Origin of the sequence: Pasteurella testudinis DSM 23072, assembly GCF_900176075.1 — a bacterium.
GTDB lineage: Bacteria > Pseudomonadota > Gammaproteobacteria > Enterobacterales > Pasteurellaceae > Chelonobacter > Chelonobacter testudinis.
Genome location: NZ_FWWV01000002.1, coordinates 258289 through 283343, shown reverse-complemented (window position 1 = coordinate 283343; position 25055 = coordinate 258289). Strand labels below are relative to the sequence as shown.

19 protein-coding genes are annotated in these 25055 nt (G+C 49.3%); 13 read left to right on the top strand and 6 right to left on the bottom strand.

Annotation, left to right across the window (positions count from 1 at the left end; genetic code table 11):
• The first annotated feature begins 197 nt into the window (after nucleotides 1–197).
• From B8880_RS02810 to B8880_RS02780, 7 genes are all read left to right on the top strand, one after another.
• Nucleotides 198–2627: a DmsA/YnfE/YnfF family dimethyl sulfoxide reductase gene (locus tag B8880_RS02810; RefSeq protein WP_084255895.1), complete on the top strand. Its 2430-nt coding sequence runs from the start codon at nucleotides 198–200 to the stop codon at nucleotides 2625–2627.
• 183 nt (nucleotides 2628–2810) lie between these two features.
• Nucleotides 2811–5219: a DMSO/selenate family reductase complex A subunit gene (locus tag B8880_RS02805; protein WP_115306330.1), complete on the top strand. Its 2409-nt coding sequence runs from the start codon at nucleotides 2811–2813 to the stop codon at nucleotides 5217–5219.
• Nucleotides 5220–5232: 13 nt separating this feature from the next.
• Nucleotides 5233–5850, top strand: a complete 618-nt coding sequence (locus tag B8880_RS02800) for a DMSO/selenate family reductase complex B subunit (RefSeq protein WP_084255893.1) — start codon at nucleotides 5233–5235, stop codon at nucleotides 5848–5850.
• A gap of 1 nt (nucleotide 5851) precedes the next feature.
• Entirely contained in the window at nucleotides 5852–6709 is an 858-nt protein-coding gene (locus B8880_RS02795; protein WP_084255892.1) for a DmsC/YnfH family molybdoenzyme membrane anchor subunit, read from the top strand.
• A gap of 141 nt (nucleotides 6710–6850) precedes the next feature.
• Nucleotides 6851–7222 (top strand): DUF488 domain-containing protein, encoded by a 372-nt coding sequence (locus B8880_RS02790; RefSeq protein WP_084255891.1) that lies wholly within the window; start codon nucleotides 6851–6853, stop codon nucleotides 7220–7222.
• 32 nt (nucleotides 7223–7254) lie between these two features.
• The gene (locus tag B8880_RS02785; protein ID WP_084255890.1) at nucleotides 7255–8949 is read left to right on the top strand and encodes a DUF4153 domain-containing protein; all 1695 of its coding nucleotides are present in this window, start codon (nucleotides 7255–7257) and stop codon (nucleotides 8947–8949) included.
• A 136-nt stretch (nucleotides 8950–9085) separates the two neighbouring features.
• A complete protein-coding gene (locus B8880_RS02780; RefSeq protein WP_084255889.1) occupies nucleotides 9086–11335 on the top strand; it encodes an esterase-like activity of phytase family protein in 2250 nt (749 codons plus the stop codon).
• A gap of 64 nt (nucleotides 11336–11399) precedes the next feature.
• Here the strand turns inward: B8880_RS02780 and B8880_RS02775 are convergent, their stop codons facing one another.
• Both B8880_RS02775 and B8880_RS02770 read right to left on the bottom strand, forming a co-directional pair.
• Nucleotides 11400–12311 carry a glycerophosphodiester phosphodiesterase family protein gene (locus tag B8880_RS02775; protein ID WP_084255888.1) on the bottom strand — a complete coding sequence of 304 codons (912 nt, stop codon included), beginning with the start codon at nucleotides 12309–12311 and terminating at the stop codon, nucleotides 11400–11402.
• 133 nt (nucleotides 12312–12444) lie between these two features.
• The gene (locus tag B8880_RS02770; RefSeq protein WP_084255887.1) at nucleotides 12445–13779 is read right to left on the bottom strand and encodes an NAD(P)/FAD-dependent oxidoreductase; all 1335 of its coding nucleotides are present in this window, start codon (nucleotides 13777–13779) and stop codon (nucleotides 12445–12447) included.
• Between the two features lie 215 nt (nucleotides 13780–13994).
• Here B8880_RS02770 and B8880_RS14355 point away from each other — a divergent pair, with 215 nt between their 5' ends.
• Entirely contained in the window at nucleotides 13995–14141 is a 147-nt protein-coding gene (locus tag B8880_RS14355) for a hypothetical protein (protein WP_159460709.1), read from the top strand.
• Here the strand turns inward: B8880_RS14355 and B8880_RS02765 are convergent.
• Both B8880_RS02765 and argF read right to left on the bottom strand, forming a co-directional pair.
• The gene (locus B8880_RS02765; RefSeq protein ID WP_084255886.1) at nucleotides 14131–14520 is read right to left on the bottom strand and encodes a RidA family protein; all 390 of its coding nucleotides are present in this window, start codon (nucleotides 14518–14520) and stop codon (nucleotides 14131–14133) included. The genes B8880_RS14355 and B8880_RS02765 overlap by 11 nt on opposite strands.
• Before the next feature lie 63 nt (nucleotides 14521–14583).
• Complete coding sequence (argF, locus tag B8880_RS02760; RefSeq protein ID WP_084255885.1) at nucleotides 14584–15588, bottom strand: ornithine carbamoyltransferase; 1005 nt, start codon at nucleotides 15586–15588, stop codon at nucleotides 14584–14586.
• A 243-nt stretch (nucleotides 15589–15831) separates the two neighbouring features.
• Between argF and B8880_RS02755 the strand changes: the two genes are divergently transcribed.
• The 5 genes from B8880_RS02755 to B8880_RS02735 all read left to right on the top strand — a co-directional run bounded on the left by B8880_RS02755 (nucleotide 15832) and on the right by B8880_RS02735 (nucleotide 23081).
• Nucleotides 15832–16845, top strand: a complete 1014-nt coding sequence (locus B8880_RS02755) for a Fe(3+) ABC transporter substrate-binding protein (protein WP_084255884.1) — start codon at nucleotides 15832–15834, stop codon at nucleotides 16843–16845.
• A 135-nt stretch (nucleotides 16846–16980) separates the two neighbouring features.
• Nucleotides 16981–18651, top strand: coding sequence for an ABC transporter permease (locus tag B8880_RS02750; protein WP_084255883.1), 1671 nt, complete (start codon nucleotides 16981–16983; stop codon nucleotides 18649–18651).
• Nucleotides 18652–18667: 16 nt separating this feature from the next.
• Nucleotides 18668–19702 carry an ABC transporter ATP-binding protein gene (locus tag B8880_RS02745; RefSeq protein WP_084255882.1) on the top strand — a complete coding sequence of 345 codons (1035 nt, stop codon included), beginning with the start codon at nucleotides 18668–18670 and terminating at the stop codon, nucleotides 19700–19702.
• Between the two features lie 176 nt (nucleotides 19703–19878).
• Nucleotides 19879–22419, top strand: a complete 2541-nt coding sequence (locus tag B8880_RS02740; protein WP_084255881.1) for a class I adenylate cyclase — start codon at nucleotides 19879–19881, stop codon at nucleotides 22417–22419.
• 32 nt (nucleotides 22420–22451) lie between these two features.
• Complete coding sequence (locus B8880_RS02735; protein WP_084255880.1) at nucleotides 22452–23081, top strand: response regulator; 630 nt, start codon at nucleotides 22452–22454, stop codon at nucleotides 23079–23081.
• 8 nt (nucleotides 23082–23089) lie between these two features.
• Here B8880_RS02735 and B8880_RS02730 read toward each other — a convergent pair whose 3' ends face one another.
• Together B8880_RS02730 and B8880_RS02725 are read right to left on the bottom strand one after the other, a co-directional pair.
• Complete coding sequence (locus tag B8880_RS02730) at nucleotides 23090–24184, bottom strand: aminotransferase class V-fold PLP-dependent enzyme (RefSeq protein WP_084255879.1); 1095 nt, start codon at nucleotides 24182–24184, stop codon at nucleotides 23090–23092.
• A complete protein-coding gene (locus B8880_RS02725; RefSeq protein WP_084255878.1) occupies nucleotides 24166–25053 on the bottom strand; it encodes a phosphotriesterase family protein in 888 nt (295 codons plus the stop codon). Before B8880_RS02725 ends, B8880_RS02730 begins: the two co-directional genes overlap by 19 nt.
• Nucleotides 25054–25055: the final 2 nt, after the last annotated feature.

Here is a 25055-nt window from a genome sequence, read left to right as displayed (position 1 = left end):
AGGTCAAACCAGACCGCAAAAGCAAAGAAAAAGCTGATTTTTCAATAAATTAAAATCATTCTCATTATTCTGGTTTGACGCTAATCAATTTTAGGTAGGGAATTCGGTTTTTTACTTACTCCGATTGATATGAATCATAATGTTTAGCTGGTTTTTTGCTCTAATAAAAACAGTGCGATCATTCGGAGGAATATTTAATGGAGAGTATATTTGAAGCTATCCCGACTTGCGATATCGGCAGAAGAGCGTTATTAAAAAAGGCGGGCTTAGCCGGTATTGCGGCGGGGGTGACGCTGCCCTTTTCCGCGAAAGCCGGAGAGAATGGTGTTTCAGTCCCCCAAGACGAGAAGATTGTGTGGAGCATGTGTTCGGTTAATTGCGGCAGCCGCTGCGCATTGCGCATGCATGTAAAGCAGGACGAGGCTCTTTGGGTGGAAACGGATAATACCGGCAATGACGAATATGGTGACCATCAGGTGCGAGCCTGTTTGCGGGGGCGCTCAATCCGCCGGCGAATGAATCACCCTGACAGATTAAATTACCCGATGAAAAGGGTAGGTAAGCGCGGAGAAGGGAAATTCAAACGGATCAGCTGGGACGAAGCATTGGATACGATTGCCGACAACTTAAAACGGATTGTCAAAGAGTATGGCAATGAGGCGGTTTATCTCAATTATTGCTCCGGTATTGTCGGCGGCAATATCACCCGTTCTTCCGCTTACGCATCGGCAATGGCGCGCCTAATGAACTGCTACGGCGGTTTTCTGAACCAATACGGCACTTACAGCACGGCACAGATAGCCCGGGCAATGCCGTTTACTTACGGCTCCAATGTCGGCAACAGCACTTCGGATATCGTGAATTCGAAATTAGTCGTTTATTTCGGCAATAATCCGGCGGAAACCCGTATGAGCGGCGCTGGAATCACTTACTATTTGGAGCAGGCAAGAGAACGCTCCAATGCCAAGTTAATCGTGATTGATCCGCGCTACACCGATACGGCAGGCGGACGGGAGGACGAATGGATTCCGATTCGCCCCGGCACCGATGCTGCTTTAGTTTCGGCGATAGCTTATGTATTGATTACTGAAAATCTGATTGATCAAGATTTTTTAGATAAATACTGTATCGGCTATGATGAAAAAACACTGCCTGCCGATGCACCGGCAAACGGTCACTATAAGGCGTATATTTTAGGGCAAGGCGATGACGGCATTGCCAAAACGCCGGACTGGGCGGCACAAATTACCGGTATTCCGGCAGACAAAATCATCAAACTGGCGCGCGAAATCGGCAGCACCAAACCTTGCTATATCAGTCAAGGCTGGGGGCCGCAACGGCAATCAAACGGCGAGCTGACCGCGCGGGCAATTGCAATGTTGCCTATTCTGACCGGCAATGTCGGCATCAGCGGCGGCAACTCCGGCGCCAGAGAAAGTACATACACGATCACCATAAAACGCTTCCCTGTTTTGACTAATCCGGTGCAAACCAAAATCCCGGTATTTATGTGGACGGACGCAATTGAGCGCGGCGCCGAAATGACGGCATTAAAAGATGGGATTCAGGGAAAAGACAAATTGGACGTGCCGATTAAATTCCTGTGGAATTATGCCGGCAATACCATTATCAATCAGCATTCCGATATTAATAAAACCCATGAAGTTTTACAGGACGAAAGCAAGTGTGAAATGATTGTCGTCATTGAAAATTTTATGACCGCGTCGGCTAAATATGCGGATATTTTATTGCCTGATTTAATGACCACCGAGCAGGAAGATATTATACCGAATGATTATGCCGGCAATATGGGCTATCTGATTTTCGGGCAACCGGCGACCAGTGCAAAATTTGAGCGGCGACCGATTTATCAAATTCTGTGTGATATTGCCAAGCGCCTTGGAGATGATGTTTATCATCAATTCTCCGAAGGGCGTACTCAGGAGCAGTGGCTACAGCATTTGTATCGTGAAATGCGCATTATGGACGCCGATTTACCTAGCTATGACGAATTGAAGAAAATGGGAATCTTCAAGAAAAAAGATCCGAAAGGCCATCTGATTGCCTATAAGGCTTTCAGAGATGACCCAGAGGCGAATCCGTTGGCAACCCCTTCTGGAAAAATCGAAATTTACTCCTCCAGACTGGCCGAAATTGCTGCGACGTGGGAGCTGAAAGCAGATGAGGTGATTCATCCTTTGCCGATTTACCATTCCGGTTTTTATAGCCACGAAGAGGCGAAAACCGGACAGTTTCCATTGCAACTTGTCGGCTTCCACTATAAATCACGCACCCATTCCAGCTATGGCAATATTGATGTGTTGGAAAGCGCTTGTCCGCAAGAAGTATGGATTAATCCGCTTGATGCCAAATCGCGCAATATTCAAAGCGGAGATTTGGTGCGTATTTTCAATGAAATCGGAGAAACCCGCATTGAAGCGAAAGTCACCCCAAGAATTATGCCCGGCGTACTGGGTATGGGACAAGGTGCTTGGCACAGGGCAAATATGTGGGGGGATAAAATAGACCATAACGGCAGTATCAACGTCCTCACCACCCAGCGCCCGTCGCCGTTGGCGAAGGGAAATCCGCAGCATTCGAATTTGGTACAGATAGAAAAAGTGTAAGGCGATCACAATTGAATTTAAAATAATTCTCATTATTTCAAGTTGATACCGATCAATTTTAGACCGTATTTTGAGAGCTAGACACCGTATGATTGATATTAATCATATTTTTATTATGGTTTTTTGTTTTAATCAAATGAATTGTGCTATTGGAGGTTTTCGATGAAAAACAGAATAAAGAACATGATCGATTATGATATCAAGCGAAGGACATTATTGAAAAATACCGGGTTGGCCACGATAGCGGCTGGGATATCGCTGCCGTTTTCGCCGAAAGCGGAAGAAAAAAGTATCGTGCCGGATACGGACGGCGAAAAAGTAATTTGGAGTGCCTGTACCGTAAACTGCGGAAGCCGTTGTCCGTTAAGAATGCATGTGGTTGACGGGCAGATCACCTATGTGGAAAGTGATAATACCGGCACCGATACTTACGGCGTTGATAACCAGATACGCGCTTGTTTGCGCGGCCGTTCCATGCGGCAACGTGTTTATAATCCGGATCGGTTGAAATACCCAATGAAACGCGTAGGAAAACGCGGCGAAGGGAAATTCAAGAAAATCAGCTGGGACGAAGCGCTGACGGAAATAGCCGGTTCGTTGAAACGGATTATTCGGGATTATGGTAACGAAGCCGTTTATTTGAATTACGGTACAGGAACGCTCGGCGGCACCATAACTAAATCTTGGCCGCCGGGCGGTACCTTGGTTGCCCGCTTGATGAATTGTTGCGGCGGATATTTGAATCATTATGGCGATTATAGTACCGCGCAAATTGCCGTAGGGCTAAATTATACCTATGGCGGCTGGGCAGACGGCAACGATACGGCAGATATTGCCAATAGCAAATTGGTGGTCTTGTTCGGTAATAATCCGGCGGAAACCCGCATGAGCGGCGGCGGGATCACTTACCACTTGGAGCAGGCAAGAGAACGCTCCAATGCGAAATTAATTGTGATTGATCCGCGTTATACCGATACCGGCGCCGGACGGGAGGACGAATGGATTCCGATTCGTCCCGGCACCGATGCCGCTTTAGTTGCGGCGATAGCTTATGTATTGATTACTGAAGATAGGGTTGACCAGCCGTTTTTAGATAAATACTGCGTTGGTTATGATGAAAAAACATTGCCGGATAATGCGCCTAAAAACGGTCATTATAAAGCGTATATTTTGGGTGAAGGCAATGACGGCATTGCCAAAACGCCGGACTGGGCGGCACAAATTACCGGTATTCCGGCAGACAAAATTATCAAACTGGCACGCGAAATCGGCAGCACCAAACCTTGCTACATCAGCCAAGGCTGGGGGCCGCAACGACGCAGTAACGGAGAGCTGATTTCACGCGCGATTGCGATGTTACCGATTTTGACCGGTAACGTCGGTATCAATGGCGGGAATAGCGGCGCTAGGGAAGGCGGATACCGAATTCCGTTCGTCAGAATGCCGACATTGACCAATCCGGTGCAAGCCAGTATCCCGATGTTTCTTTGGACCGACGCCATTATTCGCGGTGCCGAAATGACGGCGACTAAAGACGGCATTCGCGGTGTGGAAAAATTAACTGTACCGATCAAGTTTGTTTGGAATTATGCGAGTAACTGCTTGGTGAATCAGCATTCCGAGATAAACCGCACCCATGAAATCCTGCAGGATGACAAACAATGTGAAATGATCGTGGTCATTGATAACCATATGACCTCCAGCGCAAAATATGCTGATATTTTACTGCCGGATTGTACGGCATCAGAGCAGATGGATTTTTGTATGGACGCTTCTGCCGGCAATATGAATTATGTTATTTTTGCCGATCAAGTTATCCAGCCTCAATTCGAATGCCGTAATATCTACGATATGTTGAGTGATTTAGCCAAACATATGGGGGTTGAACAGCAGTTTACGGAGGGGCGCAGTCAAGAGGAGTGGCTGCGCCATCTATATCAACAATCAAGAGAAAACCTCCCCGAATTACCGCACTTTGAAGATTTTCGGCAAATGGGGATTTATAAAAAACACGATCCGCAAGGATTCCATGTCGCCTACCGGCAATTTAGGCAAGATCCGTACAACAATCCGTTAAGCACGCCGTCAGGCAAAATCGAAATTTATTCCGAGCAACTGGCCGACATTGCGCAAACATGGATTTTGCAAAAAGATGAAGTGATTGATCCGTTACCGATACACGTTGACAGCTTTGAACATTACGGCGATCCGTTGATGGAAAAATTTCCATTGCAACTGAGCGGTTTTCATTACAAAGCCAGAACCCATTCCACTTATGGCAATGTCGAATTGATCAAAGCGGCTTGCCCGCAAGAAATTTGGATTAACCCGTTAGATGCCGCGCCGCGTAAGATCAGTAATGGCGATATCGTGCGGATTTTCAATGACCGAGGGGAAGTGCGGATTAACGCTAAAGTGACGCCGCGGATTATTCCCGGTGTTGTGGCATTGAGTGAAGGGGCATGGTATATGGCGGGTGCTGATAAAATCGATCACAGTGGCTGCATTAACGTCCTCACCACCCAGCGCCCGTCGCCATTGGCGAAGGGCAATCCGCAGCATTCTAACCTAGTGCAGATTGAGAAAGTGTAAGGGAGAGTGAATTATGAGTGAGCAATATGGTTTTTACATTGATTCGGATCGCTGTACCGGTTGCAAAACCTGCGAATTGGCTTGCAAGGATTATAAAGATTTGCCGGTAGATGTGAATTATCGCCGGATTTACGAGTATGCCGGCGGCGATTGGCTGGCAAGCGGCAACTGCTGGCAGCAGAATGTTTTCTCTTATTACCTGTCGATTTCGTGTAACCACTGCGACGATCCCGCTTGTGTCAAAGTGTGTCCGAGCGGAGCGATGCATAAAAACGCGGACGGTTTTGTGATCGTCAACGAAGAAACCTGTATCGGTTGCCGCTATTGCCATATGGCGTGTCCATACGATGCACCGCAATACAGCGAAGCCAAGGGACATATGACAAAATGCGACGGTTGCTATTCACGGGTCAAAGCGGGACAAAAACCGATCTGTGTCGATTCTTGCCCGTTGCGGGCGCTGGATTTCGCCCCGATCGCCGAATTGCGCCGGAAATACGGTGAATTGGCTGCATTGGCGCCATTGCCAGCGGCGCAATATACCCACCCGAATTTAGTGATCAAACCGAATAAAAACGCCCGTCCGAGTGGCGATACCAGTGGATTTTTAGCTAACCCGAGGGAGGTGTAACATGAATGCCGGATTACATGAATTACCGCTGGTACTGTTCACCGTGCTGGCGCAAAGTGCGGTCGGCGCCATAATGCTGATGGCGGTATATTTGTTGTTGCCGACGGATAATCCGCCACGGCAACGCAAAGTCATACTGTTTTTGTTACTGCCGTTAATTTTGTTAGGGCTTGCTTTTGTCGCTTCAATTATGCACTTAGGCTCGCCGTTGCGTGCCTTTAATTCGCTAAATCGAATCGGGGAATCGGCATTGAGCAATGAAATTGCCGGCGGCATGCTCTTTTTTGCAGTAGCCGGACTCTATTGGTTGCTGCATTTCATCAAAAAAATGCCATCGGCACTGGATAAACTCTGGTTAGTGTTGGTGATTGCCTACGGCTGTCTGTTTATGTTTATCATGAGTTCGGTATATCTGATCAGTACCGTGCCGACTTGGGATAACCCTTACACGCCGAGCGCCTTTCTCCTGACGGCGATCTTATCCGGTTTTGCACTGGGTTATGCGTTGCTGCGTTTCGCTGATGTAACGCCGGTTCAGCTGCGTTTTGTGCCGCCGATTTTATTATTGGCGCTGGTTGCGGCAATACTGTTGACGGTTTCCCAAGCTTTTTCATTGTCCGATATTCAGACTTCCGTCCAAAAAGCCAGCACGTTGGTGGCGGATTACGGCAACATGATGATGGTTCGGATCGCATTACTGTTTGTCGGTATCGGTTTGCTGTTTTACAGTCGCAGTATCCAATCAGGTGCCCGACTGTCACTTTGTTTGTGCGTACTCTGTATTTTATTTGCCGAACTGATTGGGCGAACCCTATTTTACGGATTGCATATGACCGCAGGAACGGCAATCGGTAGCTGATAAATCGGTTTTCCGCGATAAAAAGCAACTTGCCTTTTGTGAAGTAAGTTGCTTTTTTATATTCAGATGCCCGTGTTATTATCAGTTGAGTTGAAAAATCAAATCTTGTGCCGCTGAATAGATGAATAACCGGAGGATAATATGTATCAACTCAAACGGGTCTATGATTTTGTAAACGACTCCGATCAGCCGCGTTTTCCAGCGGTGCTGGCAGATCGGCTGTGGCCGCGCGGGATTGCCAAAGTGCGGTTGGAGGGCGTGCTGTGGCTGAAATCGGTCACGCCGTCCGACGAACTGCGGCAATGGTTGCACCAAGATCCGCTTGCGCACTATGACGAATTTTGCCTGCGCTATCGCCATGAATTGAGTGCCGAGGCAGTACAGGCGGATTTACAGCAGTTGCGCCGGCTGCACGCGCAACACAACCGCCTGACGTTATTAACCGCCGCCAAAGCGATTGAACACAGCCATTTGCCGGTGTTGCAGGCAGTGCTGCAAGGCGGACTGAAATAACAACTCCTATAATTAAGCGATTGGATTAACAGATGATATTACAATTTAAAACCCGTTTGACCGATTTGTTGGTGCAAATACGACCGCTGGCGAAGCAATATCCGCTCGAAATGCTGTGGATTATGCTGTTTTCCCTGCCGTTTCTGTTTTTTGATCTTGTTGACTTTAAAGGCGGCGATTTATTGCGCTATTGGCTGTTTGCGCCGGCATTTTTTGTCCTGAGTTATTTACTCAACCGGTATAAACCCGCCTATTGGTTTTCCGCTTTGCTGGTGCCGTTGGTGCTGTTCTGGCAGCTAAATAACGGATTGATGCCGGAGGATTATCTGCAAGATCGCCGTTTTTGGGCGTTGCAGCTGCTGTTGCTGCTGTGTTTGTTGGCGCGTGGCTGGGCGCAGGAAAACCGCACTTTTATCACCCATTTTCTGCAAACGACATGGAATATTGCCAAAGCCTTGCTGATTAAGGCTATCGTATGGCTGCTGTTTTTGGCGTTACTGGGCAGTATCGAACTGCTGTTTAATTTGGAGTTGCCGTTTGGCCGTATTATGCAGCGAATACTGCCGTTTACTTATTTCAGTGTCTTCCCCCTGTTCTTTCTGCTGTTTGAACAAAACAAGGGTGCGAAACCATTTGATCTAGGGCATTTCGGGCGACTGTTGCTCGATTTCGTCCTTTCTCCGGCACTGATCATTTACAGTCTGCTGTTGTATTGCTACAGCGCACGCATTATCTTGCTTGGCGAGATGCCGCAGGGGCAAATCAGCTATATTGTGTTGCCGTATTTGTTGTGTGGTCTTGCCTTAAAAAGCGTGCAACTGTTACAAATTTCGCCGAAATGGCAGGGTTTTTACCGCATTTTTGCCTTGATCGCCTTGCTGCCGTTGGCGCTGCTGTGGTTTGCGGTGTATCAACGGCTGAGTGCTTACGGGCTGACCGAAGTGCGGATCTATCTGTTGGCGTTGGTGGCATTAACCACGCTGTTTATCGTGTTATCCCTGCGGACATTCAACGGGCAATACCGCACTTTTGCCGGGCTGATTGCGTTGACGGTTATCTTGCTCGGCTGGGTGTTGAATCCGGCACAAATCGCCTTCGACAACCAATTGGCAAGATTTGATCGGCAGTTACAACAACTTGATTTATTAGATGAACAGGGCAAAATCAAAGCGCTGCCCGATAGCGTCGCACAAGCCGGTTTTTCCAAGCAGCAACGACAGGATTATCATCATTTATCCGCTCAGGCGCGCAATTTGAACTGGAACTATGCACAGCGTGGGCAGATAAATGCACGTTATGGGCAACATTTTGCCGAATTAGCCGGTACGAGCGAGGGGATCAAGTCCCAACCGGCGCAACAAATGCACTATTCTGATTATGCCGATGTCAGGGCGATTGCGCTAAAACAGCCATATCAAACGATGCTGAGGGGCAGTTACTATCTCAATGCCAGAACAGTGGAGGAGATGCAATATCGCTACCGATTTGCAGAACATGGTGTCAATTTTGAACTGGACTTCAACCAAGCCATTAATCAGATTTTGCTGAAAAACGGCTTTGTCTTGAAAACCCGATATAGCGAACAAGAATTGCAAGCGCTCAGCGATCAGTTTTTGGTGTTACAGGGCGAGAATTTCTTGCTGTTATTTTCCCATTTTTCCCTGCGTTATGATGAGGAGTTGGGCTATGTCTTTGCCGGTGCCCGTTTAAAAACGGTGTTGCAGTAGTGCTTAAACCGCACTTTTTGTTTAAAAACAAGCAAGTGCGGTTTATTTTGTTTGCTGTGGCCGTTGTCATCAAGCTGTCATAAAGTTATGCAAAAATAAGGCTCTTATTATACTGATTAATGCAAAAGGAGCCTGTATGTCATTCAAATTATTCCAATTAAAAACCCTCTCGTTAGCCGTCACCACCGCACTTTCCATCAATTCAGCCAACGCAGCCGAAAGCCAATATTTCAACCGTGTCGCCACGTTTGCGGTGTGTTCGCAACTGCAAGCCGAGTGCAACGATGACCGTGAAACCTCAGCGGAAATTCTGTATGCCGACAAAGAGGGCAAAACCGTGGTGTATAGCGACAGCCCGGCGAAACAGCTTGGTTTTGTCGATATTAGCGATTTAGCGCAACCGAAAGCGAAAAAAATCGTTAAGCTGAACGGCGAACCGACTTCGGTTGCGGTCAAAGCGCGGTTTGCCTTAGTGGCGGTCAATACCTCAAAAGATTATGTCGATACTTCTGGTGAACTACAGGTATTTAATCTGGACAGTTATGAATTGCTGGCGACCCTGCCGTTGGGCGGGCAACCGGATTCGGTGGCGATTAGTCCGGACGGCAACTTTGCCGCCGTCGCGATTGAAAACGAGCGTGATGAAGACAAAAATAAAGGCGCTTTACCACAACTGCCTGCCGGCTATCTCAGCGTGATTGATACCGCCGACGCCAATCCGGCGAATTGGACGGTACGCAAGGTCGAATTGACCGGCTTGGATAACGCCTTATTTCCTGAAGATCCGGAACCGGAATATGTCGATATTAACCAAGACAATATTGCGGTGCTGACCCTGCAGGAAAATAACGCCATTGTGTTGGTTGACTTGGCGAAAGGCGAAGTGATTAACCATTTTTCCGCCGGCAGCGTGAACCTGACGCAAGTGGACGCAACCGAAGAAAAACCACTGCAAATCAAACTAACCGAATCGCTAAATGACGTGGCGCGCGAGCCGGACGGCGTGGCGTGGATCGATAATCAGCATTTTGCCACTGCCAACGAGGGCGACTGGAAAGGCGGCAGCCGTGGTTTCAGCATTTTCAATACCCAAGGCGAGCTGGTGTGGGATTCGGGCAATGCGCTTGATCATTTGGCGGTGCAATTCGGACATTATCCGGATAAACGTTCGGAAAACAAAGGCAACGAACCGGAAAACGTCGAAGTCGGCGTGTTTAACGGCGAACGCTTGCTGTTTGTCAACTCTGAGCGTGCCAGTTTAGTGTTTGTGTATAACGTCGATAATCCTGCCGAACCGAAATTCAAGCAGGCACTGCCGGTTGGCGTGGCGCCGGAAGGGGCTTACGCGATTGCGAGCCGCAACGCATTGGTGGTAGCAAGCGAGGCGGATAGCCGCAAAGATAAAATTCGTTCCAGCATTTCAATTTATGAATATGGCGCAACGACTGCCAATTACCCGACCCTGCAATCGGTGGTGAAAGACGGCAGCCCGATTCCGTGGGCGGCGTTGTCCGGTTTGGCGGCGGATCCACGCGATGAGAATAAACTGTACAGCATTGAAGACAGCTTTTTCGGCAGCAATCGGATTTTTGTGTTGGACGTGGCACAGAAACCGGCGCAAATCGTGGACGCAATCCGGATTAAAGACAGCCATAAACTGCTGAGCCAAGTATTCGGTGCCGAAGCAACACTAGTGAATGATGATTTGAGCGTCAATCTTGATCCGGAAGGCATTGCGGTGGATCAAGACGGTAATTTCTGGCTTGCCTCCGAAGGTGCAGGTACGGTCGGCGATGAAAAACGGCCGCTCAAATCGCCGAACTTGTTATTAAAATTAACTGCGCAAGGCGAAATCAGCGAGGTGGTACAACTGCCGCCGGAGGTGAATGGCATACAACTGCGTTTCGGCTTTGAAGGGGTTGCCGTCGATCAGGGCAAAGTCTATGTGGCGTTCCAGCGCGCATGGGGCAAAGAGCAACAACCGCGCATCGGCATCTATGATTTAACCGACAAGCAATGGTCGTTCGTGTTCTATCCGTTGGAAAACGTCGCGTCGCAAAACGGCGGCTGGGTCGGCATTTCTGATCTCACTGCTCGCGGCAACGGCATTTTCTGGGTGCTGGAACGTGACGATCAAGGCGGTCCGGACGCCGCGATTAAACGCATTTACCAAATTGATTTAAGTGTGGTCAACGCCGGCGACACCGTGAGCAAAACCTTAGTCCGCGATTTGATGGACGACCTCAAAGCCGCCAACGGTTTAGTCTCTGAAAAAATCGAAGGGCTGACCGTCAGTAAAAACGGACGCGTGTTTATCGTCAATGACAACGACGGCGTGGACGACAACAGCGGCGAAACCCAGTTGCTTGAAGTTATGCAGCAGTAACCCGTAAGCAAAATAAGCCCCTTAGCGCAGTTTGAAGAAATCAAAGTGCGGTAAGGGGTTTTCGTTATTTGGCGAATTCAGCCGCTTGCTTCGGCGAATCGACCATTACGCCGTCCACGTTTAATTCGACTGCTCTTTGGTAGTCTGCGGCGTTGTTGATGCCGAATAAAATAATGTGTTGCGCCGCCGTTTGGTTAAAACAATTCACCTCATGCGGCGACCAAGTGAGTACGCCTTCACTTACGCCTTCGCCCAAGGTAAAGGTTTCCACCACTTTCACTTTGCGGTTCAATTCAAAGCCGTGCCACAAGGTTTGTGTTAACGCTTCATTCGGGCAACGATCACCGGCAAGTGCGGTTTGCGCCAGAAAATTACGGGTGGTATCGCGGCTGGCAAAGGTCGGCAGGCTGTCGCCGATCGCGGCGGTAAACGCTTGTTCGGTGGAATAAATCCGAATGCGTTGTTGCGCGTTTGCGTCGTGCACGGTTTTGCGCACCGCGTCGGCAAACGCTTGCGGCTCGGCATCGGGCGATTTCAAATCCAGATAGAAAAACGTTTGCGGAAATTGTGCCAAGACCGCACTGAGGCTGGGCACGCCGATTGCTTGTCGGCGCAACGGGTAGTTGTTGTCTTTATCAAACAGCCAGGCGGCATCCGCTTGTTGTAACTGCGCTGCGGTATAAGATGAAACCGCACCGTTCAGATTGGTACGGGCGGATAAATCACTCGGGCGATACAGCACCGGAATGTTGTCTTGTGATAACTGCACCGTGACCCAAATCGCATCGGCACCATTTCTCAACGCTTGCTCAATCGCATAAAGCGTATTTTCCGGTGCGTCGGCAGTGCCGCCACGGTGGGCGATAAGTTGCGGTTTGTTTGGCGCACGCTCAGCCGCAGCGGCGAAAGCGGTTGGCGGCAGTAAAAGTGCAGTCAGCAGGGCAGGCAGATAATATTTTTTGTATTGGTTTGACATAAGGCTCTCCTTTTGGTTCAGCAGCCCTATCTTAAACAACAAAGATGACGGTTTGATGACAGTGCGGCAGAAAATAAAAAACGTTAAGACTGAGCGTAATAACGTTTTTATCGTTTAAAACCGCACTTTTATATTAATGCAACTTCATCGACGGGCGAATAAAGCGGTTGATGCGCCCGACCAGCATGATTAGGCCGGTTTTAAAGCAGCCGTGCAGGGCGACTTGGTGCATGCGGTAGAGCGAAACGTAGACAAAACGGGCGATGCGGCCTTCGATGGTCATCGAGCCTTTCATTAAATTCCCCATCAAGCTGCCGACGGTGCTGAATTTCGACAGCGAGACCAGCGAGCCGTGATCGTAGTAAGTGAATGCTTTCAGCGGTTTGTTTTCTAACAGCGCCAAGATGTTTTTGCCGCAGGTGGTAGCCATTTGGTGTGCGGCTTGTGCGCGCGGCGGTACCGGTTTGCCGTCTTTTTGTAGCAGGAAAGCGCAGTCGCCGATGGCGAAAATCTGATCGTCCAAGCTGGTTTGCAGCGTGTCCTTCACCGTCAGTTGGTTGATGCGGTTCACTTCCAAACCGTCGAATTGTTGGGTGACGTCGGAAGCGCGAATGCCTGCCGCCCACACCATTAAATCCGCCGGAATGGTTTCGCCGTCTTTGGTTTGCAGCCCTGTGGCGGTGGCTTCGGTGATCATGGTGTTGGTGCGCACGTCGACGCCCAGTTTTTGCAACTCGTAATGGGCGGCGGCGGAGATCCGCTCCGGCAATGCCGGCAGAATTTTATTGCCGGCTTCCACCAACGTCACTTTCAGGCAGGTGTTATCGATTTTGCCGAACCCGTAAGAGGAGAGGTATTTGGCGGTGTTGTACAGTTCTGCCGACAGCTCCACGCCGGTTGCGCCGGCGCCGACAATCGCAATATTAACGTTGTTCGGATCAACCAGCGGCAGTTTTTGCTCCAATTGGACGGTGTCCGGCGAAGTGCGGTTTTCGGAAAATTTCAAAAACAAGCCCAGCATTTTGTGTTGGAAGCGGTGTGCCTGCTCCGGACTATCGAGGAAAATACAGTGTTCGGCAACGCCTTTGGTGTTGAAATCATTGGATTTGCTGCCGATTGCCAGCACTAAAATGTCATACGGAATCTTGCGTTCGGACACCAGCAATTCGCCGTTGTCGTCACTGATCGGCGCCAAGGTGACGTTACGGTTTTGGCGCGAAAGTGCGGTTATGCTGCCTTGTTGGAACGCAAAACCGTGATTTTTGGCATGGGCGCGATAGCTGAGTGCGTCCACGCCGTCGTCCAACGAGCCGGTCGCCACTTCGTGCAGCAACGGTTTCCATAAATGGGTCTGGTTGCGGTCGATTAAGGTGACGCTGGCTTTTTGTTTGCGTCCTAATTTGTGCCCTAAAAAGGTGGCGAGTTCCAAGCCGCCTGCGCCGCCGCCGACAATCACGACTTTGGGCATGGTTATTGTTTTTTGCATAAAAAACACTCTCTAAAGTTAAAAAGTCATGAATGGGATTTTGCGCTTTTGTTATATTTTTTTCAATTAATTTAATTTCAATAAGAATATTTATTCTAAGAAAGCGGTTTTAAAGCAACAAAAGTTATACCAAATCCAAAAATTGAACTATCGGGGACAGCGAATGCAGATAGCGCATGATCGCGCAGCAAGGCTATATGAAAAATTACGTTTTGCAGCTACGTTTGACAGTTGCAGGGGCAGAAGCGGCAAAGTGCGGTCGGAATCAGGCGAGCCGACTGCACTTTGCTGGTTTTACGATGGTTTTGCCATCTGGTTTGGCAACAGAAAAATTTATTTTCTGACCGCTATCGCTTCGATTTCCACCCCGACGTCTTTCGGCAGGCGGGCGACTTCCACGCATGAACGCGCCGGGAAATTCGGGTGGTTGTTTTCTTTGAAAAAGGCTTCGTACTCGGCGTTGACGTCGGCGAAGTCGTTTAAATCTTTCACGAAGACGGTGGTTTTGACGATGTCTTTCACTTGCAAACCGGCTTGTTCGATAATCGCTTTCACATTTTCCAACGATTGGCGGGCTTGCGCTTTGATTGCTTGCGGCACTTCGCCGTTGCTTGGGTTGACCGGAATCTGACCGGAGGTCAAGACCAGATTGCCTAAATCAACGGCTTGTACATAAGGCCCGATAGCGGCCGGGGCTTTTTCGGTGTGAATGATGTTTGTCATAATGTCCTCATTATTATCAAAATTATCAAAGTGCGGTCAGACAATACGCCTGACCAATTAATATTAACTGCCTAAGGTGGCGACCATCACCGCTTTAATCGTGTGCATACGGTTTTCAGCTTCGTCGAAGACAATGGAGGCGTCCGATTCGAACACCTCGTCAGTGACTTCCAAACCGTTCATACCGTACTTTGCTAACATCTCTTGTCCGATCGTGGTTTGATCGTCGTGGAAGGCCGGCAGACAGTGCAGGAATTTGACCTGCGGATTGGCGGTCAGCTCCAGCAGCCGGCGGTTGACTTGGTACGGTTTCATCAACTCGATCCGCTGTTGCCACGCTTCCGCCGCTTCGCCCATCGACACCCAGACATCGGTGTAGAGGAAATCAACCCCTTTTACGCCGTCGTTGACGTTTTCGGTGCAGGTGATTTTCGCTCCGCTTTTGGCGGCGGTTTCCGCCACTTCATCTAATAAAGACTGCTGCGGCCAAAACTGTTTCGGCGCGACCAAACGCAGATCCAAGCCCATCAACGCCGCACCCTCGACAAACGAGTTGCCCATATTGTTACGCGCATCGCCTAAATAGGCTAATTTCATCTGATTCAAGCGTTTGCCGTTGCCATGCTCCAACATGGTGAGAAAATCCGCCAGAATTTGGGTCGGGTGGAATTCGTCGGTCAGTCCGTTCCAGACCGGTACGCCGGAATATGCCGCCAGCGTTTCCACCAGTTGCTGTCCGTAACCGCGGTATTGAATGCCGTCATACATTCTGCCTAACACGCGAGCGGTGTCTTTCATCGATTCTTTATGCCCGATTTGTGAGCCGTTCGGTCCAATATAAGAGACATTTGCGCCTTGATCGAACGCCGCTACTTCGAATGCGCAGCGAGTGCGGGTCGAGGTTTTCTCAAAAATCAGTGCGATATTTTTACCCTTGAGGCGAGGCTGTTCGGTGCCGCTGTATTTGGCTTTTTTCAGATCGGCGGACAGATCGAGCAGGAATTGGATTTCGTTCGGCGTGAAATCCATTAAACGCAGAAAATGGCGGTTGCGCAAATTGAACGGCATAGTTGACCTCAATAGTTGATGAAAGCAAAAATTCGGATTTTTTGATTCTACCTTAATTAGCGTGAAAGTGCAGTCCCACACTGAGAAAAAAGTAAAGCCCATTCAGTTTTAGCAAGGTTAGTGGGAAAGTGTGATCCAGATCTAAATTTATGGCTAATGATAATAATTCTCTTTTGAATAGGGCTGACTTAGCCTATACTGGCGCGGCTATTCAAACCAATAAATAAATTAGGGAGAGAAATAATGAAAAAAAGTCATGTAGCGATTGCGCTGGGATTTTCTGCGGTGATGGCGACTTCTGCAATCGCGTCCGAAGTGAATGTCTATTCTTATCGTCAACCGTATTTAATCGAGCCGATCCTGAAAAACTTCGAAAAAGACAGCGGCATCAAAGTCAATCTGATTTTTGATGATAAAGGCTTGGTGGAACGTATCAAACGCGAAGGCGAACTCAGCCCTGCCGATGTGGTGTTGACCGTCGATATCAAACGCGTGATGGACGTGGTGAAAGCCGGTCTGGCGCAACCGATTCACAGCCACACGCTGGAAGAAAACATTCCGGCACAATATCGCGATTCCAAAGAAGAGTGGTTTGCGCTGACCACCCGTGCGCGCGTCATTTATTCTTCCAAAGACCGTGTCGGCAAACTGCCGGGCAGCTTCACATACTACGATTTGGCAAAACCGGAATACAAAGGCAAAGTGTGCGTGCGTTCCGGTAAAAATGCCTATAACGTTTCCTTAGTCGCCTCGATGATCGCCCATGACGGCGAAGCGACTGCCAAAGCGTGGTTGCAAGGTTTAAAAGCCAACTTAGCGCAAAAACCGCAAGGCGGCGACCGTGATCAAGTGAAAGCGATCAAAGAAGGCGTGTGCGATTATGCCATCGGCAACAGCTACTACTACGGCAAAATGCTGGACGACGACAAACAACGCAGCTGGGCGGAAGCGGCCTATCTGAACTTCCCGAACCAAGACACCTACGGCACGCACGTCAATATCAGCGGCGTTGTAGTGGCAAAACACGCGCCGAACAAAGCCAATGCGGTGAAATTGGTCGAGTATTTAAGCGGCAACAGCGCACAGCAAGCCTATGCGGAACTGAACCACGAATATCCGGTCAAGGCGGGCGTACCGTTCTCCGCGCAAGTACAATCTTGGGGCACGTTTAAAGCCGATACCCTACCGTTGGAAACTATTGCGGAAAATTACGATAAAGCATTAAAATTGATCGATGAAGTGAAATTTGATTTATAATCGACAACATTTTTAACGGTACTATTTTTAATGGTATAAAAAGAGCGGTGCGAACCGCTCTTTTGCGCTTGTAGCAGCAAAAAATAATCTATAGCTCAAATTATAAACAAACATCAGCAGACCCTAATAATCATCATGAATAAATTTTGGCGTGCCAGTTGGTTTCTCAGTGCGGTATTGATCATCGCCTTTTTCCTGTTGCCGATTATCGCAATTCTGTATCAATCGACGTTTTCCAACGACGACAGCGTGTCGCACCTGTGGAATACCGTGCTGTTCGACTATCTTAAAAATTCGCTGCTGCTGGTGTTGGGTACGGTAGTGCTGAGCCTGATTTTCGCTTTGCCTTGCAGTTGGATTGTCTCTACCTACCGTTTTAAAGGTCAGGGCGTGCTGCAATGGGTGATGTGTCTGCCGTTGGCGATGCCGCCTTATCTGGTCGGTTATCTTTACACCGATTTATTGGATTATGCCGGTCCGGTGCAAGGCTTGCTGCGCCAGCTTTTCGGCTGGAACAGTGCGCTGGATTACTGGTTTCCGCCAATCCGCACTTTAGGCGGTGCTTGCGTGGTGCTGGCGCTGGTGCTGTATCCCTACATCTTTTTACTCACTCGGATTGCACTGCTGGAACAATCGGAAAACCTGAATAACGGCGCTAAGCTGTTAGGCGTCAACGGTTGGCAATTAATCAAAAAAGTCACCTTTCCGCTGGCTCGTCCGGCGATTGCAATCGGCGCTGCGTTGGTGGCGATGGAAACGCTGGGGGACTTCGGCACGGTTTCCTATTTCGCCGTACCGACTTTGACCACCGCCGTTTATGATACTTGGTTCGGGTTGGGCGATCTGGGCACGGCGTCACGCATTTCGCTGTTGATGTTGCTGCTGATTTTCCTGCTGTTGAGTGTTGAGCGGCACGGGCGGCGCAAACAAAAACTTTATCAACGCGGTTACGAACGCCATCAGCCGCTGCGACCATTAAGCGGTTGGAAATTGTGGTTGGCGCAGGCGTATTGCTGGGGCTTGGTCGGATTTGCCTTTTTTGTGCCGTTGGCAAAACTGCTGTATTGGTCGTATCACTATTTTGAACAGTCGTGGGACGATCGCTTTTGGCGTTACGCTTACAACAGCCTGTCGGTTTCGATTACGGCGGCGGTGATCAGCGTGTTGCTGGCGCTGTTATTGCTGTTTTTCCGCCGGCTGAACCAACAACGCCTCAATCACCGGCAAAACCGCAGCGGGCAATATTTGGCGCGTTACGGTTTGCCGCTGTCGTCGTTGGGCTATGCCGTACCGGGCACGGTGCTGGCGATCGGCTTAATGATTCCGCTCACCACCGCCGATCATCTGCTGAACGATTTAATGCGTTGGCTGAACCAACCGCTGGTCGGGCTGGTGTTCAGCGGTTCGATGTTTGCATTGGTGTCGGCATATATCATTCGTTTTTCGGCGATGAGTATCGGCAGCGTCGGCACGTCATTGAATAAAATTGCGCCGTCGTTGGATATGGCGTCGCGCACGCTGGGCTACAACGGCTTAAAAATGCTGTTCAGGGTGCATTTCCCGTTATTGCGTAAAGGGCTGCTGACCGCACTTATGCTGGTTTTTTTGGAAAGCATGAAAGAGCTGAACGCTTCGCTGCTGTTGCGGCCGTTTAATTTCGACACCCTTGCCACCCATGTTTTCACCTTGACTTCCGACGAACAGTTGGAACAGGCATCGCTGTCGGCGGTATTTTTGGTATTGGTCGGGCTGGTGCCGGTGATCATTCTGACCCGTTCATTGCTGGCCGGCAAAACAAGCCGATAAAAGAGAAATAAACTGAATGAAATCGTTACAAATCAATAACCTTCAAGTTTGCTATGCAGAGCAGACGATTTTGCATAATCTTAATTTGCAGATTCAAGATGATGATATTCTGTGTTTGCTCGGCGCCAGCGGCTGCGGCAAGACCACGCTGTTAAAAGCGATTGCCGGTCTGGTGCCGCTGACTCAGGGGCAAATTGTGCTCAATCAACAGGATTTATCGCAAATTCCGGTGGAACAGCGTCGAATCGGCATGATTTTTCAAGATTATGCGCTGTTTCCGCATTTAACGGTGGCGGAAAATATCGCCTTCGGTTTGGGCAAGCTGAGTAAAAACGCCCAACGGCAGAGTGTGGCGGAAATGGCGGAGCTGGTACGGCTTGCGGCGTTTTTAAACCGCTATCCGCACGAACTGTCCGGCGGACAGCAGCAACGGGTGGCAATCGCCCGCTCTTTGGCGTGCAAACCGGATTTACTGCTGCTCGACGAACCGTTTTCCAATATCGACAGCCAAGTGCGCTATCAATTGATTGAGGAAATGAAAGGAATTTTAAAACAGCAGAGCGTGTCAGCGGTGTTCGTTACCCACAGCAAAGAAGAGGCGTTTGTGTTTGCCGATAAACTGGCGTTGATGGAGCAGGGTAAAATCGTGCAGTTCGGCGAATCGGTCGAGCTGTACCAACGTCCGCACAGCCGTTTTGTCGCGGATTTTCTCGGCAGCAGCAACTACCTGCCTTGCCGCCTGACAGGCTCGGATACGCTGGATTGCGCATTGGGGCGGCTGCAAGCGGATATGCCGCTACGTTTGGCAAACGGGCAAGCGATCGAAGCCGGCAAACCGCTCTTTTGCCTGCTGCGTCCGCAAGAGTTGGCGTTGGCTCTGGACGGCAGCCCGAATGCGGAAGTGACGGCACGCCGTTTTTTAGGGCATACCTTTGAATATCAACTGAAAATTGGCGACAGTCTGTTGTCGGTGTATGCGCAGCACGCCTTTATGATCGGCGACAAAGTGCGGTTGTGCGCCAAACCGGACAACATCAATTTGTTCCATTAATTTATTGGCTGAAATAAGTCTCAGGCAGACGGATTTTCATGATAATTAATTAGTTCACTAAAAAATTTTGCACAGCTTTACCTTGTCATATTTAAGTGCTAGGCTTAGCGTTTAGAATTTATAATGTGATATTGGTCACAATTACTAAATGTTTTGATTGTAGTGAGATCGTTTTTTTGAGTAGTTATCTTAAATCTGCTAAACAGTTAGTTGCAGCATTGGACAAGGCCCGTTATCAGAAATCTCTGGCGAACACCTCAGATGAGTTTCAACACGTCTTTCAGTTACTGACCTTGCTGCTAAATTTCAATAATCCGTCATTGCCGGGCTTTGTCAGCGAGGCGCCGGCCGGAATCGTTGACTTCAAACCGTCTCGCTACCAGCTTAAATACCTCAAACAGCTTTTTATCGAACAGCATTGGCAAACGGTTTTACAACCGGATTCGCACAGCGCCGAGCAGCCGCCGATTCGCGGGGTGTACGCCATGGGCAGTACCGGTTCGATTACGCAAAACAGCCAATCGGATTTGGATATTTGGGTGTGCCACCAACCGCACTTGAGCAGTAGCCAGCGTAACAAATTGTTACAAAAAACCTTATTGATTCATAAATGGGCGCTCGGGCTGAAGATCGAAGTCAACTTTTATCTGTTGGACGAAAATCATTTCCGCAATATCACCTATTCCGAAACCCTGAGCACCGAACATTGCGGCAGCAGTCAATATATGCTGTTGTTGGACGAATTTTACCGTTCGGTGATCCGTTTGGCTGGCAAGCCGCTGCTATGGTTGCATTTGCCGGTCAATAACGAAGAACATTATGATAAGGTCGTTGAAAAATGGGTGCGGGAAGGCAAAATCCGCCGTCAGGAATGGGTGGATTTCGGCGGTTTGGGTAAGCTGTCCGCTGATGAATATTTTGGTGCGACCTTGTGGCATTTGTTCAAGGCAATTGACTCGCCGCATAAATCGGCGATCAAAGTGCTGCTGTTGGAAGCGCTGATGGCGGAATATCCGCAACCGCAACTGATTTCCAAACAATTCAAACAACAGCTTTTGGCCGGAACGGAAGCCAATCACCATTTTGATCCGTATCTGGCGATGTTACAGCAAGTGAGTGCTTATTTACAACGGATTAATGATTTTCACCGTCTGGATTTGCTGCGGCGTTGTTTCTACATCAAAGCCAATCGTGATTTTGCCGGTGCGGCTGACAGCGATAACTGGCGTTATCAACAATTGCAGCAACTGATCGCCGACTGGCATTGGTCGAAACAGGATATCAGCCAGTTGAACAGTCATGCCGACTGGAAAATCAAGCAGGTAAAAACATTTTATCACAGCCTGGTCGGCATTTTAATGCAGGGCTACCGCAACTTGATTACCTTTGCGCGCAAGCAAAAAATTTCGGCGGATTTGATGCCGGAAGACATCAGCATTCTGACACGCAAATTGTACACCGCATTTGAAGTGTTGCCGGAAAAAGTGACCTTGTTTAACCGTGAAATCGCCGAGAATATCACCGAAAAAGAGCTGATGTTTGTCGAGGTCAGAAACTCAAGTGCGGTGCAGGACGGCTGGCATTTGATCAATTGCTGCCTGCAACAGGTTTCGACCTCCAGCGAGCGCTATGTGGAATATGCACCGAATTTGAGCCAGTTGGTGGCTTGGGCGTATTTTAACGGTTTATTAGGCGCGAAAACCCACCTGTATGTGCGCAGCCAAACGATCGGCTTGAGCAAAATCCAGCAGTTTGTCACCGATTTGCGCCTGTCATTTACCCAGCAGGTCGCGCCGCCGAGCAATGATGATCTCAGCCATCCGTGCGAGTTGCGTAATTTGTTTGTGGCAATCAATCTCAGCCATGATCCGACCGAATTGATTGTCGGTAATCAGCGGCGCGAAGTGTTGTCCAACGATCTGTTCAATTTCGGACCGAAGCAGCAAAGTTTGGTCGGCAGCATTGATTTGATTTACCGTAACCGTTGGAATGAGATCCGCACTTTGCATTTTGCCGGTGAACATGCGATTTTAAACTGTCTGAAAGTGCTGGCGCACAAGGTTCACCGCGGCGCCAATCCGTTGGAATCGGTGCAAGTGTTCTGTTACAGCAAGCGTTATCGTGCCGAAATGTTGGCGGCTACCGAGAAACTGATAAAAAAATGTATCAACACCCAAGTCGGTACGATTTTAAACAAGCGTTCGATCAACCGTTTGCAAGTTGCCGGCAAAATTTGGAATTTTTCCTACGAAACGCGCGGCTTGAAAATCGAAGAGGGCGGCATTGTGCGCTGTGAAAAATGCCTGAATGAGCATGTGACCGCACTGAGCGAAGCGGATACCGAAATCAAGCATCACAAATACCATTTCCCGTTAGAAATCGGCGAGTTTGCCAGCGAAGGCTTCCTGCAATTTTTCTTTGAAGACAACAGCGACGGCAGCTTTAACGTGTATATTTTGGACGAATATAATAATCCGGAAGTCTATTATCGCTGTCATGATGAAAAGCAGAATAAAATCAGAGAGATAAATAAAATCTACACTATGAGCCGCTTTGACGGCAAAGAGCGGTTTGAAGGTTATAGTTTCAATTATCCGCAGTTTTATCAATTAATTACTACCGATGTCGGCACAAACAAAGTTGTGCCGTTCCACAGCCAACAACATTTGCAATATTATGATCAAGGTAAAGTTAATCCGATAAAAAAAGCGGTATAATAGACAAATTTACTGGCAAATGTGGGAAATTTATGTCGCAATCATATCGTATTCTTATTATTGACGATCATCCGCTAATGCGCCGCGGAATCAGCCAATTGCTGGAGCTGGAACAAGAGCTGCAAGTGATCGGTGAAGCCAGCAACGGCATGGAAGGGGTGCGTTTGGCATTACAGCTGGAGCCGGATCTGATTATTTTGGATCTGAACATGAAAGGGCTGAGCGGGCTGGAAACATTGCAACAGCTCAGACAAAAAGGCGTGACGGCGCGGATTGTGATTTTGACCGTGTCGGATGCCAAGGCGGATATTTTTGCTTTGGTCGATGCCGGTGCCGATGGTTATTTGTTGAAAGACAGCGAGCCGGATCTGCTGTTACAACAAATTAAGCAATTGGCGCACGGCGAGGTGATTTACAGCCGTGAAGTGCAGCATCAGTTGCAGCAGCGCCAAATCTCGCCGGAACCGCTGTTATCGCTGACCGATCGCGAAAGTGCGGTTTTAGAACTGGTTGCCAAAGGCATGTCCAACAAGCAGATTGCCGAAACCCTGTTTATTTCGGAAGAAACCGTGAAAGTGCATATTCGCAATATGCTGCGCAAACTCAACGTCAATTCACGGGTGGCGGCGACGGTGCTGTATCTGCAGTATAAAGGCGTGTAACCGCCATCTTATGTTGCCGTGAGCGCCCGTCGGTAGCTTTGTTGCAAAATCCGCAGTACGGTTTCACAGCCGCTGCGGTTCGGATTAATCCGAATCGAGCGTTTGGCCGCGTGCGGATCGGCCTGTAAAAAGGTGGCTGAAACCCGATAAAACAGCGGCGGAATTTCGTATTTTGACTCGGCGCCGACCGGATGCGGCAACGCCCCCAATTGTTGCGCCTGCGCAATCACTTGTTCGGCAATCGGTTGATCCAGTTCGACAATCACTACCTTGGATTGGGCATTGACCAAAAACGCCCGTGTTACCATTGGGAATTCGTCACTGTTCAAGCGTGCGACCAACAATTCGCCTTGCTCGGCTTGAATGGCGTGCATCACCGGTGCAAAAACCAGTCCGCGCAATACTGCCTGCGCTTGCCAGCCCTGAATCTGACAGCCGCCGGAATATTGACTGCGGCGGATTTTATCGACCGCACTTTGCTCACCGACCGCCACACCGACTCCTTCCGGTCCGAACAGCTTAAAGCTGGAAAAGGTGGAGAGTGTCGCCCCCAGCTCGCAGCCAATCTTATCGACTTTCATCACCGCATAATTGTCATCAATCAACGTGGCCACGCCGGCTTGGCGGCAGACCGCAATCACCTCCGCCAGATGATAGCGGTCTTGCGGCTGTTGGCGGCTGTGTTGAATCAACACCGCTGCCGGTCGGGTGCTTGCCAGCACTTGCGCCAATTGATCCAAGTGGTTGAAATCGGCTTCAATCACTTGCAATCCAAGCAGTTCGATACTGGTCTTGCTGGTCGGGTAAATCGGGGCGCGGTGCAGTACGATTTTTTCGCCGTGCCGCAGCAATGCCGTCAAACCGGCACGCAAGGCACCAGTGCCGGCACCCTGTAGCAAAACCGCACTTTGCGCCTGAAAAAAATCAGCCAGCACCTGTTCCACCTGACGGGTGGTTTGCGGTTGGTTCAGACCGCACTTTAATCCCAGATCCGACTGCAAAAATTCCGCCCCCTGAAATCGACGGGTGATTGCCTCGACCAGCGCGAACTGTTTCTGTTTCGCCTGTTCCAGACTTAAACTGGTTAACGGATAGACTGGCATGCGGCGGCTCCCAAAATACGGTTAGGGTTGTGGCTTAAGATGATGTCGATGTCATGTTGGCTGACACCACGCTGAAATAACATCGGTAAAAAGGTATCGAACAGATAGCGGTAGCCGATTCCGCCGTTGGCGTGCAAGTGTGATTTGCGGGTGATGTCCAACGACAACAGCAATTGCTGCCGGAAACCGCACTTGACTGCCCGGCTAAACAGATCGGCGCGTAATTCGTCCGGTTGGTAGCCCAATTTGCCGATGGTATCGAATTCGACGATTGCGCCGCGATCGAGCAGGCGCATCAGATAATCATAATCACCGGCCAAATCGGTATGGCCGATAATCACCTTTTCCGCACTGACGCCATGTTGCGCCAATAGATCCAACTGCTGTTCGCCGAAGCGTCCCAGCGAGGTGTGCGTGGTGATATATTTGCCGGTGGCGTTGGCGGCAAGGGCGGCGGCGTGCAATAATTTTTGCTCGACGGCACTGATTCCGTCAAATCCGCTACCGACCTCTCCGATAATCGCCGCTTTGCGACCGCTGTTTTCGATACCGGTTTCGATTTCATCAATAAAGCGTTGTGCGATTTGTTCCGCACTTTGTTGATAAAACCAGTCCGGCAAAAAAGGCTCTTTGTAGCAACCGGTGGCGGAAACGATTTCGATGCCGCTGGTTTGCTGAATTTGCGCCGCATAGTCGATATTACGCCCCATGCCGATATTGGTGACATCGACAATCCGTTGCACGCCGAGCGCTGCTAACTGCCGGAATTCGGCGACCATCAATTCGAAGCAGTCCAGCAGGCAGTCGTCGTCATTTTTGACTTTGGACAGGTCGAGATAAATATGTTCATGCATTAACGTATAGGCCATAT

Coding starts and splice junctions, on each gene's coding strand:
- B8880_RS02800 (WP_084255893.1), top strand. CDS start 5,233: ATGAGTGAGCAATATGGTTTTTACATTGATTCGGATCGCTGTACCGGT.
- B8880_RS02730 (WP_084255879.1), bottom strand. CDS start 24,184: ATGCCAGTCTATCCGTTAACCAGTTTAAGTCTGGAACAGGCGAAACAG.
- B8880_RS02770 (WP_084255887.1), bottom strand. CDS start 13,779: ATGCCCAAAGTCGTGATTGTCGGCGGCGGCGCAGGCGGCTTGGAACTC.
- B8880_RS02805 (WP_115306330.1), top strand. CDS start 2,811: ATGATCGATTATGATATCAAGCGAAGGACATTATTGAAAAATACCGGG.
- B8880_RS02735 (WP_084255880.1), top strand. CDS start 22,452: ATGTCGCAATCATATCGTATTCTTATTATTGACGATCATCCGCTAATG.
- argF (WP_084255885.1), bottom strand. CDS start 15,588: ATGCCGTTCAATTTGCGCAACCGCCATTTTCTGCGTTTAATGGATTTC.
- B8880_RS14355 (WP_159460709.1), top strand. CDS start 13,995: ATGAAAAATTACGTTTTGCAGCTACGTTTGACAGTTGCAGGGGCAGAA.
- B8880_RS02810 (WP_084255895.1), top strand. CDS start 198: ATGGAGAGTATATTTGAAGCTATCCCGACTTGCGATATCGGCAGAAGA.
- B8880_RS02785 (WP_084255890.1), top strand. CDS start 7,255: ATGATATTACAATTTAAAACCCGTTTGACCGATTTGTTGGTGCAAATA.
- B8880_RS02750 (WP_084255883.1), top strand. CDS start 16,981: ATGAATAAATTTTGGCGTGCCAGTTGGTTTCTCAGTGCGGTATTGATC.
- B8880_RS02755 (WP_084255884.1), top strand. CDS start 15,832: ATGAAAAAAAGTCATGTAGCGATTGCGCTGGGATTTTCTGCGGTGATG.
- B8880_RS02745 (WP_084255882.1), top strand. CDS start 18,668: ATGAAATCGTTACAAATCAATAACCTTCAAGTTTGCTATGCAGAGCAG.
- B8880_RS02795 (WP_084255892.1), top strand. CDS start 5,852: ATGAATGCCGGATTACATGAATTACCGCTGGTACTGTTCACCGTGCTG.
- B8880_RS02790 (WP_084255891.1), top strand. CDS start 6,851: ATGTATCAACTCAAACGGGTCTATGATTTTGTAAACGACTCCGATCAG.
- B8880_RS02725 (WP_084255878.1), bottom strand. CDS start 25,053: ATGGCCTATACGTTAATGCATGAACATATTTATCTCGACCTGTCCAAA.
- B8880_RS02780 (WP_084255889.1), top strand. CDS start 9,086: ATGTCATTCAAATTATTCCAATTAAAAACCCTCTCGTTAGCCGTCACC.
- B8880_RS02765 (WP_084255886.1), bottom strand. CDS start 14,520: ATGACAAACATCATTCACACCGAAAAAGCCCCGGCCGCTATCGGGCCT.
- B8880_RS02775 (WP_084255888.1), bottom strand. CDS start 12,311: ATGTCAAACCAATACAAAAAATATTATCTGCCTGCCCTGCTGACTGCA.